The 17,535-nt window shown below is 37.8% G+C and carries 17 protein-coding genes; 5 read left to right on the forward strand and 12 right to left on the reverse strand.

Annotated elements, in window-relative coordinates:
• Positions 1-111 precede the first annotated feature (111 nt).
• Positions 112-1,107, reverse strand: coding sequence for a Gfo/Idh/MocA family oxidoreductase (locus MTF67_RS04525; protein WP_248518835.1), 996 nt, complete (start codon positions 1,105-1,107; stop codon positions 112-114).
• Positions 1,108-1,109: 2 nt separating this feature from the next.
• Positions 1,110-2,141, reverse strand: coding sequence for an AraC family transcriptional regulator (locus tag MTF67_RS04530; RefSeq protein ID WP_008129710.1), 1,032 nt, complete (start codon positions 2,139-2,141; stop codon positions 1,110-1,112).
• Between the two features lie 95 nt (positions 2,142-2,236).
• Here MTF67_RS04530 and MTF67_RS04535 point away from each other — a divergent pair, with 95 nt between their 5' ends.
• Positions 2,237-3,841 (forward strand): GMC family oxidoreductase N-terminal domain-containing protein, encoded by a 1,605-nt coding sequence (locus MTF67_RS04535; RefSeq protein ID WP_248518836.1) that lies wholly within the window; start codon positions 2,237-2,239, stop codon positions 3,839-3,841.
• Here the strand turns inward: MTF67_RS04535 and MTF67_RS04540 are convergent.
• From MTF67_RS04540 to MTF67_RS04550, 3 genes are all read right to left on the reverse strand, one after another.
• Positions 3,838-4,650: a class I SAM-dependent methyltransferase gene (locus MTF67_RS04540; protein ID WP_008129714.1), complete on the reverse strand. Its 813-nt coding sequence runs from the start codon at positions 4,648-4,650 to the stop codon at positions 3,838-3,840. The genes MTF67_RS04535 and MTF67_RS04540 overlap by 4 nt on opposite strands.
• 6 nt (positions 4,651-4,656) lie before the next feature.
• Positions 4,657-5,040: a hypothetical protein gene (locus MTF67_RS04545; RefSeq protein ID WP_006791613.1), complete on the reverse strand. Its 384-nt coding sequence runs from the start codon at positions 5,038-5,040 to the stop codon at positions 4,657-4,659.
• A gap of 67 nt (positions 5,041-5,107) precedes the next feature.
• Entirely contained in the window at positions 5,108-5,527 is a 420-nt protein-coding gene (locus MTF67_RS04550) for a DUF3429 domain-containing protein (RefSeq protein WP_248518837.1), read from the reverse strand.
• A 264-nt stretch (positions 5,528-5,791) separates the two neighbouring features.
• Between MTF67_RS04550 and ahpC the strand changes: the two genes are divergently transcribed.
• Both ahpC and ahpF read left to right on the forward strand, forming a co-directional pair.
• Positions 5,792-6,361, forward strand: a complete 570-nt coding sequence (gene ahpC, locus MTF67_RS04555; RefSeq protein ID WP_004587118.1) for an alkyl hydroperoxide reductase subunit C — start codon at positions 5,792-5,794, stop codon at positions 6,359-6,361.
• A 153-nt stretch (positions 6,362-6,514) separates the two neighbouring features.
• On the forward strand, positions 6,515-8,098 hold the full coding sequence (gene ahpF / locus MTF67_RS04560; protein ID WP_248518838.1) for an alkyl hydroperoxide reductase subunit F: 1,584 nt from the start codon (positions 6,515-6,517) through the stop codon (positions 8,096-8,098).
• A 114-nt stretch (positions 8,099-8,212) separates the two neighbouring features.
• On the opposite strand, the gene MTF67_RS04565 is transcribed toward ahpF, so the two are convergent.
• The 4 genes from MTF67_RS04565 to MTF67_RS04580 form a co-directional block, all read right to left on the reverse strand.
• Entirely contained in the window at positions 8,213-8,452 is a 240-nt protein-coding gene (locus MTF67_RS04565) for a hypothetical protein (protein ID WP_248518839.1), read from the reverse strand.
• A 32-nt stretch (positions 8,453-8,484) separates the two neighbouring features.
• Positions 8,485-10,512, reverse strand: a complete 2,028-nt coding sequence (locus tag MTF67_RS04570; RefSeq protein ID WP_248518840.1) for a GAF domain-containing hybrid sensor histidine kinase/response regulator — start codon at positions 10,510-10,512, stop codon at positions 8,485-8,487.
• Positions 10,513-10,678: 166 nt separating this feature from the next.
• Positions 10,679-10,900: a hypothetical protein gene (locus MTF67_RS04575; protein ID WP_006791618.1), complete on the reverse strand. Its 222-nt coding sequence runs from the start codon at positions 10,898-10,900 to the stop codon at positions 10,679-10,681.
• Between the two features lie 58 nt (positions 10,901-10,958).
• Positions 10,959-11,798 carry a patatin family protein gene (locus MTF67_RS04580; RefSeq protein ID WP_248518841.1) on the reverse strand — a complete coding sequence of 280 codons (840 nt, stop codon included), beginning with the start codon at positions 11,796-11,798 and terminating at the stop codon, positions 10,959-10,961.
• Positions 11,799-12,282: 484 nt separating this feature from the next.
• Between MTF67_RS04580 and MTF67_RS04585 the strand changes: the two genes are divergently transcribed.
• Positions 12,283-13,155 carry an SMP-30/gluconolactonase/LRE family protein gene (locus MTF67_RS04585; RefSeq protein WP_248518842.1) on the forward strand — a complete coding sequence of 291 codons (873 nt, stop codon included), beginning with the start codon at positions 12,283-12,285 and terminating at the stop codon, positions 13,153-13,155.
• 12 nt (positions 13,156-13,167) lie between these two features.
• Here the strand turns inward: MTF67_RS04585 and MTF67_RS04590 are convergent, their stop codons facing one another.
• From MTF67_RS04590 to MTF67_RS04600, 3 genes are all read right to left on the reverse strand, one after another.
• On the reverse strand, positions 13,168-13,626 hold the full coding sequence (locus MTF67_RS04590) for a hypothetical protein (protein WP_006791621.1): 459 nt from the start codon (positions 13,624-13,626) through the stop codon (positions 13,168-13,170).
• Between the two features lie 17 nt (positions 13,627-13,643).
• Positions 13,644-14,597, reverse strand: coding sequence for a slipin family protein (locus MTF67_RS04595; RefSeq protein WP_006791622.1), 954 nt, complete (start codon positions 14,595-14,597; stop codon positions 13,644-13,646).
• Positions 14,598-14,716: 119 nt separating this feature from the next.
• Positions 14,717-16,159 (reverse strand): diguanylate cyclase, encoded by a 1,443-nt coding sequence (locus tag MTF67_RS04600; protein WP_248518843.1) that lies wholly within the window; start codon positions 16,157-16,159, stop codon positions 14,717-14,719.
• A 217-nt stretch (positions 16,160-16,376) separates the two neighbouring features.
• Between MTF67_RS04600 and MTF67_RS04605 the strand changes: the two genes are divergently transcribed.
• Positions 16,377-17,270, forward strand: a complete 894-nt coding sequence (locus MTF67_RS04605) for a cation diffusion facilitator family transporter (RefSeq protein WP_006791624.1) — start codon at positions 16,377-16,379, stop codon at positions 17,268-17,270.
• Positions 17,271-17,535 lie beyond the last annotated feature (265 nt).

Raw genomic sequence — 17,535 nt, forward strand, 5'->3', positions numbered from 1 at the left:
AATGTGCGTAGATAACAAGTGTGTAATTGGTATAGTGATTTGCATTTCCCCATGGGCGTTAACTGTCGTTGGTTAACGCCCATATACAACTTACCCCAGTCAAGGGCTAAATTAATGTGTTTTATCGTTTGGATAAATCACACCTAATTGTTTACGAGCTTCGTCAAGTACATTCATAACATCTAATGACAACGCGAAGGTGTTTACATCAGACTCCCATTGTTTTTTTTCTATGAGTTGCATAAAGTGAGCAACTTCAAACTTCATAAAATGCTCATCAAATTGTTCAGATATAATTTCTGATTCGCCATTGTTAGCAATAAACTCTACTTTTTTGAGTTGCGATACGGCTTCAATACGCATTCTGCCTAGTTCACCTTGTATTTCTGTTATGTTGTCGCCTTGCGATATTTTTGAGTAGCTAATCACAGCTTGCTTATTTGAATAATTAAGCAGTACATCGCCTGCGCCATCAACACCGGTATCTAGTAATACGCCACTTGCATTTACACTTTGCGGCGCGCCCCAAAGTGCAATTAACAAGTAAAGAGGGTATATACCTAAATCGACCAAAGCACCGTTGGCAAATTCAGGTAAAAAGGTGTTAGGGCGCTCCCCATTTTTGTACTTATCGTAACGAGATGAATATTGACTGTATTGACCTATGTACTTTCGAGGAGTGCCTATTCTGCTAAGTGCTTGCTTTAACAATGTGAAGTTAGGTAAATGGGTGGTCATCATTGCTTCCATGTATAAGCACTGGTTTTGCTTAGCGGTGGCTATGATTTCTTTTAGTTCTTGGCTATTGGCTGCAGACGGCTTTTCACCGAGTACATGTTTACCTGCGTTTAAACACCTAACCGCATACTGTTTGTGCAAGCTGTTGGGCGCGGCTATATAAACTGCGTCAACGCATTCGTCTTGGCAAACTTGTTCAATACTGGTAAACGTTTTTGCATGTGTATTTTGCGGGTGCTTTGCTAAAAATGCTTCGCCGCTTGAAAGCGCGCGAGAGCAAACCCCGTATAAATTAAAATCAGCGAGAGTATTAGCAGCGTCAAGTAATGTGTCGCTGATAAAATTAGTACCTACAATTACAAAGTTCATACTCATTCCTTAGAATTATGTTTATTTAAGTTTATCATTTTTTTAGCTCTGTATGCTCGCGGAGAATAACCAAACCAACGTTTTACACTGGCGCTAAGTGTCGCTTGTTCTTGATAACCTAATAGCTCTGATATGGTTGAAATACTGTAATGGTTTTGCGCCAAATAGTGCGCAGCTAATGAGCGCCGGGTTGAGTCTTTTAGTTTTACAAAGCTTGTGTTGTGTTTATTTAACTCTCTGTGCAATGTTCTTGGGTGCATACCCAGCGCTGCTGCTATGGTTTCGTTTGTGCATTGATATATTGGCAACATGGGCCTAATTAACGCGCTTACTTGAGTTGGCAGGGATTGATTTTGCTGTTCGCTTTGAGCTAAAAACTGCAGCGCGGCAGGTACTTTATCGTACTGGGGTTGTGCAATTGATAATGCTAAATCTGTTTTTAAAATAACAATACCGGCACTATTTCTATTGTGCGTGACTTTGCAGCCAAAGTAAGTGTTGTATGCGCGGGTATTAGTAAGTTGCTTTTGAGGTAAAAATACCGCTTGTGGTTTACAGGTGTTATTACTTATTTTTTTTATTACTCCCATGGCGAGGCCGATAGTTAGTTCTAAAACCTGGGTTGTTTTAGGTAATGGGTTTAAGTTTATTTGAAATGATAAAAAGAGAGTTTTATCAGCCTCTAACGGATGAATAGTTAAACTTAAAGCGGGAGTGTGTAGGTGCAAATATTTAATAACCCAGTTGAGGGCGTCACCTAAATTAGTGCTACTTTTTGCTGCTATAGCAATAGGGCCAAGTATATCAAAGCTCTGCTTATTGGCTAGTTGCAGCCCAAAGCTTGGGCAGTTGAGCGTATGTGCACAATGCTCAAGGAGTTCGGCGTAAGTACTATAGGGCAAGTATTGTTGCTCTAAGTTATTAAAGCAAATGTTAAGGCCAAGCTGTGTCATTATTTGTGATATGTCAGCGCCTAAGCTCTTAACAAGCGAGTCTATCCCTTGTAGTGATGTGGCCTTAATAAAATTTTTCATGCATTACTCCAGCAACTTGGTGTCTAAAAATATCAAGTTTTGATGTGTTTTTCTATGCAGTATTAATAAGGTATTAATTTTTCATAAGGGCTCACATGCAGAGCACAACATTTGATTACATTGTTATAGGGGCAGGTAGTGCTGGGTGTGTTATTGCTTCGCGTTTATCTGAAGATAAAAATGTGAGTGTATGTTTAATTGAAGCCGGCGGGGGAGATAAAAGCGCTCTTGTTCAAATGCCAGCTGCAGTTGCTGCCAGCGTGCCTTATGGTATTAATAGTTGGCACTATAATACAGTACCCCAAAAAGCACTTAACAATCGGTGCGGTTTTATGCCAAGGGGTAAAGTGCTCGGTGGTTCAAGCTCAATCAATGCAATGGTTTATATTCGAGGTAATAAACACGATTATGATGAGTGGGAAAAGCAGGGGAACATTGGCTGGGATTATAAAAGCATGTTGCCCTATTTTATAAAAGCTGAAAACAACAGTGAATTTATAAATAACCCATTGCATGGAGTTGGTGGACCGCTTTATGTACAAGAGCTAAATACGCCAAGTTCTGTTAATCAGTATTTTTTAAATGCTTGCGCTGAACAAGGGGTACCGCTAAATGATGATATTAACGGTAAAGAACAAAGTGGTGCACGTTTGTCGCAGGTTACACAGCATAAAGGAGAGCGTTGTAGTGCAGCGAAAGCGTATTTAACACCTAATTTAAATAGGGATAACCTAACCGTATTCACACATTGCCACGTTAAAAAAATAAATATAAAAAATATAACTGCGCAAGGAGTGCAAATAACACGTAACAAACAGCAAATAGAGTTAACGGCTAATAAAGAGGTGATTTTGAGTGCGGGGGCTATTAATTCGCCGCAAATTTTAATGTTGTCGGGGATTGGACCAAAAGAGCATTTAAAATTACATAATATTGATGTGAAGGTTGTGTTAGAAGGCGTTGGTGAAAATTTACAAGACCATCTAACAGTGGTTCCACTTTTTAAAGCCAATAATAGTGCCGGTACGTTTGGTATAAGCCCAAAAGGTGCGCTTCAAGTTACCAAAGGGGTTGCAGATTGGTTTAGTAAACGAAACGGATGTTTAACAAGTAACTTTGCGGAGTCTCATGCGTTTATTAAATTATTTAAAGATTCGCCGGCACCTGATGTTCAACTCGAATTAGTAATTGGGCTAGTAGACGATCATAGTCGCAAGTTGCATTATGGGCATGGGTACAGTATTCATAGCAGTATTATGCGACCTAAAAGTAGAGGGACTATCAAGCTTGCAAACAATGACCCCTATGCAGCACCACTGATTGATCCTAATTATTTAAGCCATCAAGATGACTTAAACATAATGTTGTTGGGTTTGAAAAAAACACTCGCAATAATGAATAGCCCAGCCTTTGATGAAATACGTGCAGATATGGTTTATCCACTCGATATAAATAATGATCAGCAGTTAATAGAGTTTATTCGTGAAACAGCTGACACTGAATATCATCCCGTTGGGACATGTAAAATGGGTAAGGACGAGATGTCGGTTGTTGACAGCAAGTTAAAAGTGCATGGCGTTAATAATTTACGTGTTGTTGACGCGTCAATAATGCCCACAATTGTCACAGGTAACACTAATGCCCCCGTTATAGCGATTGCAGAAAAGGCGGCTGACTTAATTAAAGCAGCCAATAGTTAGCTGTAAAAGGTGTTTAACCAGTGTTGCCAATCAGATTCTAGGCGTAACATTTGCAAGTGCTTTTTAGCTTTAAGATGTTTTGCTTGGTCTTCTTCTGCTATGAAGGGTCCAACTCGGCAAAGCGCGCAATGGTTTGATGTTAAGTAGCTGGGTTTGGTTAATTGTTTGGCTAGTTGGGGTTCTAAGGTGCTACTTTTTGGGCTAAATACATACGTGATCCCGCTTGTGTCTTTGACGTGTTTGTCACGGTCAACATTACGAATTTTATAGCCCGAAAAACGTGTTATATCAAATGGCATTTGGCCACAATATTTGCTGCTTAAACGTTCGTTTAAACTGCCTTCTATGTTCCATTCACGATAAGGTTTTACATCTTTAGAGGTTATAAAGCAAAGCATTGGGCCATTTGGGTTTAACGCAAACTCAGTGGCATATTTAATAAATTGATGTAATAGGGCTCTGTTTAAAACGTTCATACTTGATTGACGAGTGCTAGCTTCAAACGCCTCTTTACCTACAAATGCAGGAATAAGTGGGAACTGAAAAATGACTACATCAAAGTATTGGTTGTTACTTTTTAATGTTTGCCAACACGCTTTGCTCGTCACATCAAAATTATTAAGAACGTCAACACTGCATTCACGCAATTTTTTTAAAGCGTTATCAGGGTATTTTTGTTCTATGGTTTGTGCGCTATCGTAAGTTGAGGCGACTAACTTATTTGGTTTTACGTGCTCAAAAATCGCATGAGAAAACGATAAGTCGCCATCGCCAACAGTAAGTATTCGCCAATTAGGATTTAAGTACATACTTTGCTATGTGTTTTGCTTATTAACGTTTTGAAGTTGCTTATTCGCCGTATTTAAACGCTCAAAAGCAAGCCTTGTTTTTAGGCCTTCGATGGCTATTTGCTTAATAATTAAGTTAAAAGTGATTACAATTGCAAATGCAAAATGCAGTGGGCCATCTGTAAACCCACCGTCCGCTTTATATAACGTTACGCCAAATAATATGAGCAAAACAACTAAAAATATCTCAATAAGTTGATTTGAATAAAAGTTGAGGCGGTTTTCATTTTTGTGATCTTTTTTAATGCTAATAGCGCAAAAAAATGGAATGACCTTGATTTTGAAAGCGGCGTTTTTTTCTACATAGTTTTCGCCAAGCTCGTCAAGCTGCTGGCGTAATTGGTCAATCATGGTGAGTCCTCAAATAGCTGTGCGCGGATGGTACATTATTACCGCGCAATATTTAAGGTAATAGCTACTATTTTGGGTAAATACTCATACCAATAATAAATATGTGGCATACAAACACGACCGACGTCAGCACAAAGCGCATTTTTTGATAGTCTTTGTCGTAGGTTTGCCACTGTGATGTTGATTTTTCAAAAAGTAGAACAAGCCAAAAACTCAGCGATAACCACCCTAAAACCCATTCAACAGGTAAAAATGCTAAAAATGGTACCGGAATAACAGGTAGTACCGCTTTTATTGCATCAGCATAGCTTTGCTGGCCGGCATGCCAAATATTACCTGCCATAAAAGCAAGAATAGCAATGCTATAAAACGTAAAAAACTCTAAGTTAACATTGTTACTACCGAGCATCAGCGGCCACGCTAAACAGGCTAGAAATGGTATTAGGCCAAGATAGCCTAATTGGATGTGATTGATAAACTTGTTCATAACAGTGTGCCCTGAGTATTTTTAATAGTAAGCGAGGCAATTGTATCAGCCTTACGCGCGCAAACCGATAAGTTGCAATAAATTAACTACGAATCTAGTTATTATTTAGTTTCATCCTAAAAATCGATTGTTTTAATCTAAACAATCAATTTTATTTAATTTATCGATGGGCTTATTGTATTAATCAAGCCAGCAAGGTTAGCCAATAAATTTCGCTTTGCTTGGTAACTTAAATTAAAACATTAAATATAAATGAGGAATACTATGAGCACTTCATTAATCAACACAAAAATTCAACCTTTTAACGCAACTGCATACCACAATGGTGATTTTGTAGAAGTATCTGAAAAAGATGTACTTGGTAAGTGGTCAATCTTCTTCTTTTACCCAGCAGATTTCACATTTGTATGTCCTACTGAACTTGGCGATGTTGCTGATTACTACGAGCAACTACAAGAAATGGGTGTAGAAGTTTACTCAGTATCAACTGATACTCATTTTACTCATAAAGCATGGCACGATACGTCAGACACAATCGGTAAAATTAAATTCCCGATGATTGGCGACCCAACAGGCCGTATTACTCGCAGCTTTGGCGTTATGATTGAAGATGATGGCCTAGCACTTCGTGGTACGTTTGTAATGAACCCTGAAGGTGAAATTAAAGTAATTGAAACTCACGATTTAGGTATTGGCCGTAGCGCTAAAGAGCTAGTGCGTAAAGTACAAGCCGCACAATACATTGCAACTCATGACGGTGAAGTTTGTCCAGCATCTTGGCAGCCAGGTGAAGACACACTTGCTCCTTCACTAGACCTAGTTGGTAAAATCTAAGTATAGATTACCTCAACTGTAAGGGCAGGTAACTGCCCTTAAACCAATAAATATTCGTTTATTGGTGCCTCCTATCTCAATTTGATGATTAAGCACATGCATTAATTGGCATGGGAGGCTTGCTGTTTAAATTTTCCTAAAAAGGGTTAAGCCATGTTAGATAACAACATTAAAAATCAATTAAAAAGCCATTTCGAATCGCTTACTCAACCTGTTGAGCTGCTTATTGCCTTGGATGACAGCAAAAAATCAACAGAAGTAGAAGGCTTAGCAAATGATTTAGCATCATTAAGCGATAAGTTTACGGTAGTTAACAACCCAGATACCAGCGCACGACGCCCATCTATGGTTGTATATTCACCAGTTAAAAATACCCACATTACGTTTGCAGGCGTACCGATGGGACACGAATTTACAAGTTTAGTGTTGGCGCTTTTACACACTGGCGGGCATGCAAGTAAAGCAAAAAGCGAAGACATTGAACAGATACAATCACTCGATCAAGAACTTAATTTTGAAATCTACATTAGCTTGAGCTGTCAAACGTGCCCGCAAGTAGTGCAGGCGCTAAATACAATGGCCGCGACGAATAGCAAAATTAAAGCAACCATGATTGATGGCGCAATCTTTCAAGAGGAAGTAGAAGAGCGCAACATTTTAGCTGTACCGGCTGTTTATTTAAATGGCGAACCATTTAGCCAAGGTGCATTAAGCCTAACTGACATTTTAAACAAGGTAGATAGTAAAGGTGCAGCACGCCAAGCAGCGGCACTGAGTGAAAAAGATGAATTTGACGTACTAGTAGTTGGTGGTGGGCCTGCGGGTGCCTCAGCTGCAATTTATTCTGCACGTAAAGGCTTAAATACAGGTGTTGTAGCTGAACGTTTTGGTGGGCAAGTTGCTGACACATTAGCTATTGAAAACTTTATATCTGTTAAAGCCACTGAAGGGCCAAAACTTGTTGCACAGCTTGAAGAGCATGTGAAAGAGTACGATGTTGATGTAATGCATAACCAACGTGCAGCAGGGCTTGAGCGCGTTAATAACAAATACGAAATTACGCTTGAAAACGGGGCTACTTTAAAAGCTAAATCGCTTGTTTTAGCAACCGGCGCACGCTGGCGCGAAATGAACGTACCCGGTGAGCAAGAGTACCGTGGACATGGTGTAGCATACTGCCCACATTGTGATGGTCCTTTATTTAAAGGTAAACCTGTCGCAGTGATTGGTGGTGGTAACTCAGGTATTGAAGCGGCAATCGATTTAGCGAACATTGTTGAGCACGTAACAGTGCTTGAATTTGCAGATACACTTCGCGCCGATGAAGTACTTATTCGCAAAGCGAAAAGCTTAAATAATATTACTATTATTAAAAACGCCCAAACTACAGAAGTACTTGGCGATGGTAAAAAGGTAACAGGACTCACTTACACAGACCGAGTATCAGGTGATAGCAAGGCACTTACTCTAGCGGGTATTTTTGTACAAATAGGCTTAATTCCTAACACTGAGTGGTTAAAAATTAGTGACTTAGCGCTAAGTAAATTTGGTGAAATATTAATTGATGCAAAAGGTGCTACGTCATTACCAGGTGTTTATGGCGCAGGTGATGCAACAAATACCCCATTTAAGCAAATTATTATTGCCATGGGCAGCGGTGCAACAGCAAGTTTAGGTGCTTTTGATTACTTAATTCGCAACAGCGAAGAAAGCGAGCAAGACAAAACAGCTGCTTAACGTGCAAAACCTCTCTTGATATAACAGCAAGGTACACCCATCGCTGTTTGTTAACCCAAGCCGCCCTCTCCAAAGGCGGCTTTTTTATGGCGTAATTAATCATATATAAATAGGTTAATCGCCACCGCCACCACAGCCAGAATCTGAACCGCTGCAATTATTATCAGAGTAATTTGTGCCAGTATTATATGTGGTTGCACCTTGTTTTGAGTTTGCAGTGACAAAGGTAAGTAGTAGCAAAAAGCTACTAACAATTAAAATTACCATGATTGACTCCCAATCCTGTGACGAATAACCGGTATAAAGTGATAAGGCTAAAATAGTAATCAAAATGGTTCGAGCTATTAATTTCATTGTTATTTCCTTTAACTTATTGTCAGGTACATTTAATGTAATTCTGGTTTAACGGTTTTTATTGCTGATGCGACAGCGAGCTCAAGTGAGTACATTTTAAAAGGTTTTGATATAAACATATCCATGCCGGCTTGTTTACAGGCAAGTTTGTCTTGAGACGATGTATTAGCAGTTAATGCAACAATATACGTTTTATTAGTAGGGCAAATTTTTTGTTCTCTTAACTGCTTAGTTGCTTCAAAACCGTCCAAAATAGGCATAATACAATCCATAAAAATAAGGTCATACGGCTTATGCTTACACTTTAAAACAGCGTCTTGACCGTCAACCGCAAAGTCGGGGTGTATATTAAGCTTATTTAGGGATGCGTTAAGCACTAATCTATTGATGTCGTTGTCATCAACAACAAGCACAGATAACTCGCTTGTGTTTAAATCAATGTTAGCGAGCGGTTTATTTTCAAGTGCTTGCTCTTCACCTCGGGGTATTGGAATATAAACTGAAAATGTAGTGCCTTTATTAACTTCGCTAGTAACTTCAATTTTTCCGCCCATGTACTCCACAAGTTCTTTTACAATTGCTAGGCCTAGACCTGTGCCGCCTTTTGTATTTTTAGCATCGACTTCTTGCGTAAAAGGAGAGAATAGTGATTCTAGAAAGGCCGCTGTCATCCCTCTGCCAGAATCGGTTACATTTATATTAAGGGCAAGCGCATTATTTTTTTTTGTTAAAAACGTGTCTAAGTTTACAAAACCTTGCTCTGTAAATTTTAACGCATTGCTTAATAAATTAGAGGTGATTTGGCTTAATCGGGTGTTATCGCAATAGGCCCAGCAGTCATCTGCTATCTCATTATTAACTTCGAACACTATGTTTTTATCATTAAATAAAGGGGTATAGAGAGAGAAAAGGTCGGTGAAGACAGTTTTTAATAAAATATTATTTGGTTCAAGCTTAAGCTCGCCATGATTAATTTTAGAGAAATCAAGAACCTCATTAATAATATTCAATAATATGTCTGAGCTGCGTAGCGCAACTTTAATTTTTTCTGTTCTTTTTTCTTCATCATGCTCATCTATCAAGGTGGTGAGCATGCCTGTAATACCATTGAGTGGCGTTCTAAGTTCATGGCTAATTTTTGCAAAAAGCATGCTTCTATCAAAAAGTAAGCGTTCAGCCTCTGCTTTTTTGCTTTTAAGTTCTTCACGAAGTGTCATCGACTCTGTTACATCTTGAAACGTGCCAAATAACCTTACGCAGGTGTCGCCTTCAAATTCAGCTTCTCCAAAGGTCGATACCCAAATGTTATTATTTTTTGCAGTAACAATTTCAAGGTCTAGATTCCATTTTTCACCTTTGCTAACGGCTAACTCTACAGCTTTGGCAATGTTTTCTCGGCTAGATCCCTCTTTATAGAAGTTAATTGCTGTTTCCATAATAGGTTGATAGTTTTCATCAACTTCATGAATTAGTTTGGTTTGCTTGCTCCAATAAATTTTATTATTAGCAATATCGACTTCCCATGTTCCTATATTCGCAACACTTTCAAGTTTAATAAGGCTATTACTATTTTTTATTAGTCGATCTTTTGTTTGGCTTCTGGCAAATTCCGCACCTAACCATTGTGCAAATAATTCTATATAGTCATAGGCTTGGTCTGTAAAAACAGGCGATGAAGCAGCAGAAGAAAAGTTAACGGTTCCAAACACTTTATTACCTACTTTAATAGGAGCACCAATGTAGGATTCCAGTTGGAAATTAGCAAAGCAAGGGTGGTCTGCAATTTCGCTCTGAGATACATTGTGAAAAGCGAGGGCTGAGCCTGCTTTGAGGGTGTGTGTGCAGTAAGTACCTTGTAGGTCAAATTGTGTACCTATAGCAAGATCATTGTTGGGGGTAACCGCATATAAAACAGTGTAACACTGGTCTTCAACTTTACTGATGATAGCTAAATCAAGATTAAAAACGTTAAGCCCAAACGTTAATAGCTTTTGCGTTTTGTTGTCAAATGATAAACTTTGATCAGAGACTATGTCGTGAAATTGCCTAAGAAAATTCAATAGAAAAACCCTATGGTATTAATTTTTTAAAACTTTATTTAGCAAGCTTAGAATAACGTTAAAAAGTGATAAAAAGCTATTACTATCTCGGCAACTAAATACAAAAAAACGATTTGATTAAAATATAGATTTAGCGTATCTGTGTGCACGTTATCTAATTTTTAATTTAGTATGTTGAGTTAGGTGTGTACTCTGGGTTGATATCTCCATCAACTTCTTCTGGATCAACATCGTTTATCAGCAGTGTTTCTCTTACGGCTTCTATATGATCAAGGACCGTTTGATAACGCTCACCATATTCATATTTAGTCACTTCAATAGCTTTTGGCATATATGTAAACGCTATTTTAAGAGCATGAAGTGCATCGTCATTTATTTTTTCACTCATATTTTTCTCCTGACTAAATTAATATCGGCGGTTAAAGTATTTTCTTTAATTGTTTATTTTAGACTGCTTGCAAGTATGCACGCGCTTCAGTTATGCCCATTTGGTATCCGTTATTTAAAATATTAAACGATTTGGTGGTTCTGCCCACTTTAAAGTGCTTTGGTGGTGCAATAATATTAACTATACAATCGCTGGGTGGGTTTTCTATAAAATCGATACTTTTATTATAAACGTCAGCTCTATTTAATGCTGCATTTATGAGTGCAGGATAACCCTTATAAATTTGTTTAGTGAGCCAAGACGTTTTTGTCGCTTTTTTTTTGTACCCTCGTGAACGTGACAAGATAACCGTTATTTCGCGCGCCCCCATTTCATACGCCTTGATAACAGGAATAGAGTCTGCAACTCCACCATCCGTCATAGGTGTGTTATTTATAATCGGGTAATCACGATATGCAATAGGAATTGCGCAGGATGCTTTTAATTGCTCAACCATATTGTCGTTTGTTGCTTCTAAATAATAGGCTTTACCTGAATCTATAGCGGTAGTAACAATATAAAACGGTTGTGGGTTTTGCTCAAATATTTCGGTTTGTAGACGAATTTCACGAATAGTTTCTTCCCATAACCAATCAAGGTCAAATAAGTGACCACCTTTTAAAAACCGAGCCAGATTAATAAACTCCGGCCTACATGAATAATCTGTTATTACTTTGTAGTTTCGCATGGGTTGCTTACATAAGAATGCAGCTACATTTGTTGCTCCTGCAGAAACGCCAAAGTAACAATCAAAGGGCTGATGATTTTGTGATAAAAATTCATCAAGGACGCCTGCAGCAAATATACCGCGCATTGCGCCACCTTCGACTACAAGTGCATGTTTTATATTTTTAGCCATAATTGTAACTCCTTTTAATCTGACTTTATGTTACCAACTATGGCGAGTGAGGGCGACTTATAAAACACATATTATCAATAAGTTGCATTCCTATTAAAAGTTAATTCAATAATAAAAAAGCAAAAAAATCAGACATTTAATTTAATAAATATGTTGGTAGTTAATATATTAATTAATCGGCATACTATTTTTAGAAATTTTATGGCTGTAATTACATCGCACTGAGTTATATTTTTTGTTAATGTTAGGCTTTAAGCTTATGTTAATAATAAACCTTAAAAGGGTTACTGATACTGCAATATTAAGATGGATAATATGCGTCAATATTTTTGCATAAATTGACATTGTTATAGTTATTATATCGCGAACGTAAGTCAGCATAATTTAGCCGTTGTTGCTTTCGAGCCCGTTATTTAAGAACCTTGTACTGCGAATAATTGTACTAAGGTCATAGTTTGCTCCTAAAAGGTAAATAAACTCTATAATGAGCGATTTTAAAATCACCTTATTTAATAATACGCAAAATTGGCTTGGCGAAAGTCCGCTATGGCACCCAATGTTGGCAACACTCTTCTGGGTTGATATCAATAAAAAACTGCTATTTTGTCGCTCACTCGGTAAACCAGCAAATGCTTACTCGGTTGAAATGCCTTTTATAGTGACAGCTATAGCTTGGCAAGATAAAGAGCATTTAATTTTAGGAACTGAATCTGGGATTTATCGTTACAATATAAAGCGTAAAATACCTCAGTTAATTACGGAACTTGAAAGTGGCGACACGAATAGGCGCTCAAACGATGGTCGTGCCGATCCCTGGGGTGGTTTTTGGTTAAGTACAATGGATATGACTGCCGAAAAAGGGCAGGGCAAGATATACCGCTATTACAATAAAAAGCTAGATTGCATTGTGACTGATTTAACCATTCCTAATGGTTTGTGTTTTGATAAAGCTCGCTCTCGTGGTTACTATTGTGACTCTTTTACAAGCTGTATTTATGTTCTTGACCTTGATGTTAATACAGGTGAAGTTGCTGGCTCGGCAAAGGTATTCTATCAATTTAATAACACCGATGTAGATCCCGATGGTTGCGTTATCGACAGTATTGGTAACTTGTGGTTAGCGGTATGGGGAATGGGTTGTGTTATGTGTTTATCGCCTGATGCAGAAGTAATTCATACAATAAAAGTAAAAAACCTCAATCCTACATGTACAGCATTTGGCGGCAAACAAGGTGAGCTGCTATTTGTCACTTCAGCATTATGCGAGTCTAATAAGGACTTACAAAATATACAAGGGACGACAATTCAAATTAGCGGAATAAAAAACGGGCAACTCGAGCCACCCGTTATTTTATAATTAGCTTATAAATTACTGTGAAACCGGTTTGACCCACATTACGCCAACATCTTTTTTCATAACGTATACGCGAGTGCCTGCAGTAATTGTTTGCTCACTTTTTAATTTCCAGCTAATACCTGAATAATTATACGTAGTTAACCCTTGATCGGTAACGTCGTCATCTAGGGTAAACGTAAGCTCTGCAAAATCGTTTGTTACGGGCTTTGTATCCACACGGTTTTGCATTTTTTTTAGAGGTTTCCACAGGCCAATGGCTAAAATAGCCGTTACCACTGTGTTACTCCATAGTGCAGTTGTTAATGAGTCAGGTAATATTCCTATGCTCATTGAAAAACCAGTTATCAGTAGTGATAAGCCAAAAAATAATAGAATAATAGTAGAGAGACCCAGCACGGCTACTTCTATTATTAAGGCAATTATACCAAGCACCATAAGTGCTTGTGGTAAATTTTGCATAATAAAATCCATACAAACCTCTTTAGGTGTTAACCTTTATTTTGCTTGTTTAAACTATTAATGATTGCCATGCCTTGCGCAACCATTGAGCTTGCATCTGTTGCGTTGTCAGGGAGAAGAACAACAGATGATTCACGTGCAATGGCTTCTTTAGCCGAAATGGCTTTAGTTGCTAAATCAAGTTGAATCGCTTTTTGCCCTTGCTCTGTATCAGCGGCTTCACCGACTTTTAATAGTGCATTGGCTTGTGCTTCAGCGACGGTTGTAATTGCGGTAGCTTCACCTTCTGCACGTAAAATTTGCTCAGCTTTATCTGCTTCTGCAGCAAGCACTTGTGCTTGCTTTTTACCTTCAGCGACATTTATATTTGCTTGACGGTCACCTTCAGACTCTAAAATTTGAGCACGTTTTACACGCTCAGCCTTCATTTGTGCTTCCATAGCTTCCATAATCGAGTTCGGTGGCACAATATCTTTAATTTCGTAACGCAGTACTTGAATACCCCATGGCTCAGATGCCTGGTTTATTGCAGCTACGATATTTGTGTTTAGTAGGTCACGCTCTTCAAAAGTTTTATCTAGCTCCATTTTACCAAGCTCTGAACGCATTGTTGTTTGCGAAAGCTGAACAACCGCAAATGTATAATCGTCAACACCATAGGTAGCTTTGTACGGGTCTAATACTCGAAAGTATAATACGCCATCTACAATTAACGAGATGTTGTCTTTTGTTATAGCTGATTGAGATGGTACATCTTGCGCCTGTTCTTTTAAGCTGCGGTCGGCAGATATTCTATCGATAAACGGAATAATAAAATTAAGGCCGGCTTCTTTGGTTGATTGGTATTTACCAAAACGTTCAATTAGCCAAGCTCTATTTTGAGGGACAAATTTAACACTGCTTTTTAGAAGCACAATAACAAATATGAGTAAAAATGCCTCAACAGTAAATACGACATCGAGGATTTGTGACACTGGATCCATTTAAATATTCCTTATAATAATTAATCATAAAATGGTGTGTTGTTTTAATTTTAAACTAATAAAGACTACCACTTTTCAATGTAATTACCTACAAAAAGTGGGCACTTAAGAAGTACATATTATCGAGGGGGGCTCTCGGAAATTTTATTTCGACCAGTTTCTTTAGCGTTATAAAGAGCAGCGTCTGCTTTTGCAATAATGTCTTCTGCTATTGTTTTTGTGTTAGGAATTAGGCTATAAAAACCAATACTTAACGTAAGCATATCACTTACTTCTGAATATTTATGCTCTATGCCCAACTTGGCTATTTCTTTTTGAATTAGAGTGGAAAAGCAATATGCATTATCAGTATTGGTACAGGGTAAAATAAGTGCAAATTCTTCACCACCATATCGAGCTGCTAGATCGCCGGGGCGCTTACATAAATTTTGCAGTGTTTCAGCAACTTGTTTTAATGCCTCATCCCCTTTTTGATGACCATAACTATCGTTGTATTTTTTAAAAAAGTCGATGTCGCAAATAAGTAAGCTAATGGGTTGTTGGTAACGAACGCATCGTTGTATTTCGTCATCTATAGTTTGATCAAAGCATCGACGATTAGCTATGTTAGTCAAGCCGTCTGTATTTACCAGCTCACTTAATTGTTGATTTGCTGTGATAAGTTGCTGCTGAGTAAGTTCTAACTTTTGTTTATAGTTTATATTTTTGAACGCGTTGGTTAGTATTTCACCCACTAACTTTATTCTGATTAAATCAAGGTTTGTCCATTCACGTTTTACTGCTACACAATCGCAACCAATAAAACCAACAAGTTCTTTTTCGTAGCTTAAGCCAATACACATTACTGATTTGATTTTTTGTAGTTCAAATTCCTTTTTTTCACCACCTGCAGAGGCTGGTAAATCCGCAACATCATTTACTTTAAAAAGGTAAGTGTCGTTCATTAATTTAAAAAAGTAGGGTAGTTCACTTTTAGGTACATTTTGCAACGAATCCTTAAAAGGGATTATGCCTTTATTTACCCATTCATGTGTATTACTCATTTGTGTGTTTTCGTCGTTAAATTTAAATAAATAGCTGCGATCTGCATGGCATACAGTGCCAATTGCTTTTAATGCATAATTAATATGTTTATCTACATCATCGTTTTGAATATCAATGAGATCGGCTGATATATTCGATATAACAACATCAAAATTATATTGTTCATCGACTTTTTGTTTTTCTATTTCAAAGGTGATCATTGAAACGGTCTCGGTAATATTGGCAAATTTAATGTTCAGTAAGAAGGCTGTTTGATCTACTTCAAGCACCACTTTATTTTGAACATTAGGTATAAGATAAACATCAAAAAGGTTCTGTAATAATAAAGTTTTTTTACTTAAAGGGCTTGTTAGCTTTATGTGACCAAAGTGATTTTCATTCAAGTCAGAATGCTGCTTTAAATTAAACAGGTTTAACGCGGATTCGTTCGCTTTGTAGTTGCGTGTTTTTGAGTCGTGGACCAAAACAGCAAAAGGGAGACACTTTAATGTACTCCAGATCTCTTTAATCGAGTTCAACGTTTAAGTTACCTCATTTTCTATAAAAGATAGGACATATCCGATTGATTTTTATTCTTATAATATAGTTTTAGTACAGTTTTGTTGATATTACTAACTTTTTTAGTGCGTTTATGTGAGTCACGCATTATAATTGATACTGTATATCATTACTCCTTTCTTCAGTGAGCCTTTAGCGGCTTACTTGCATTCTAAGTATAGGTAACCCAAGTATTTCATGACCGAAATTACAACACACCAAGCTTCTCGTAGGCGCTTACTCATTGCGCTTGCAATAACATGCTCATTTATGATCATACAAGTAATTGGCGCGTATTATGCTAATTCGCTTGCTGTATTAGCTGATGCAGGACATTTGTTTGTGCATAATAGTTCGCTATTTATTGCCTTAATTGCTTCAAGTTTTGCTATTCACTTAGCTAAAACTTTCAATGATGGCTATCAACGGGCTGAGTTAATGGGTGGGCTTATTAATGGCATTTTATATCTCGCAATTAGTTTGGTGATTCTATATGAAGGTGGGGAGCGATTTATTCATCAGCATGAAGGTAACGAACTTGAGATAAATAGTTACTTAATGTCGGTAATTGCGGGGCTGGGCTTTTTGTTCCACGGTGCCGCTGCTTGGGTGTTATACAAGGGACGAAAAGCAAGCATTAATGTTTATGCCGTGTTCTTACATTCGTTTTTTGATTTGATTTCTACTGTGTCCACTTTTGTTGCTGGTGTACTAATATATTTCACAGGCCTTGCGGTCATCGATATTTTATCGAGTATGCTTATAGCGTCGTTTGTATTGTTTACGGGCATTAAAGTAATTATAAGTTGTATTAAAGGTTTGCGTTTAAATAAAGCAAAACTTCCTAAGGTAGCAGATATTGAAAGCGAAATCACAAGCATAGAACACGTACATAACGTACATAATGTAACTGTAACACGTAATTACGATGGCTTAGTGGTGGGGGCTCATGTGGTACTCAAAAAGCACTGTACTATTGAAAAGCATGACGAAGCATGTCGCTTAAAGGTAGAGAATCTGCTTGCTGAAAGGTTTAGAGTAACGAGTAGCGTACTGCAAATTGAAAGCCATGAATGCCATCATATTCATTAGGGGTTAATAATCATTCAAGGTTGAATTTTAAACTGTATGTATGATATCTATTCAACCTAGAGCCTGCGAGTTGTGTACGCCCTAAAAGGTAAGAGTGCATATTAGAGCCAAACAAACGAGTCCCGAAGGGGGCTACCGGGGCAGTTTACTTCTTGTTGCTTGGCTTTGGTTTTCTGTTACAGAGTGTAAAGGCCGAAGAGTAGTGCAGGAGTAGTAGCCAACCTGGTGCTGCGATTAAACCGCTGTAAGTTTTAACAAACACTAA

The organism is Pseudoalteromonas sp. 2CM32C (assembly GCF_023161925.1).
Lineage (GTDB): Bacteria > Pseudomonadota > Gammaproteobacteria > Enterobacterales > Alteromonadaceae > Pseudoalteromonas > Pseudoalteromonas marina.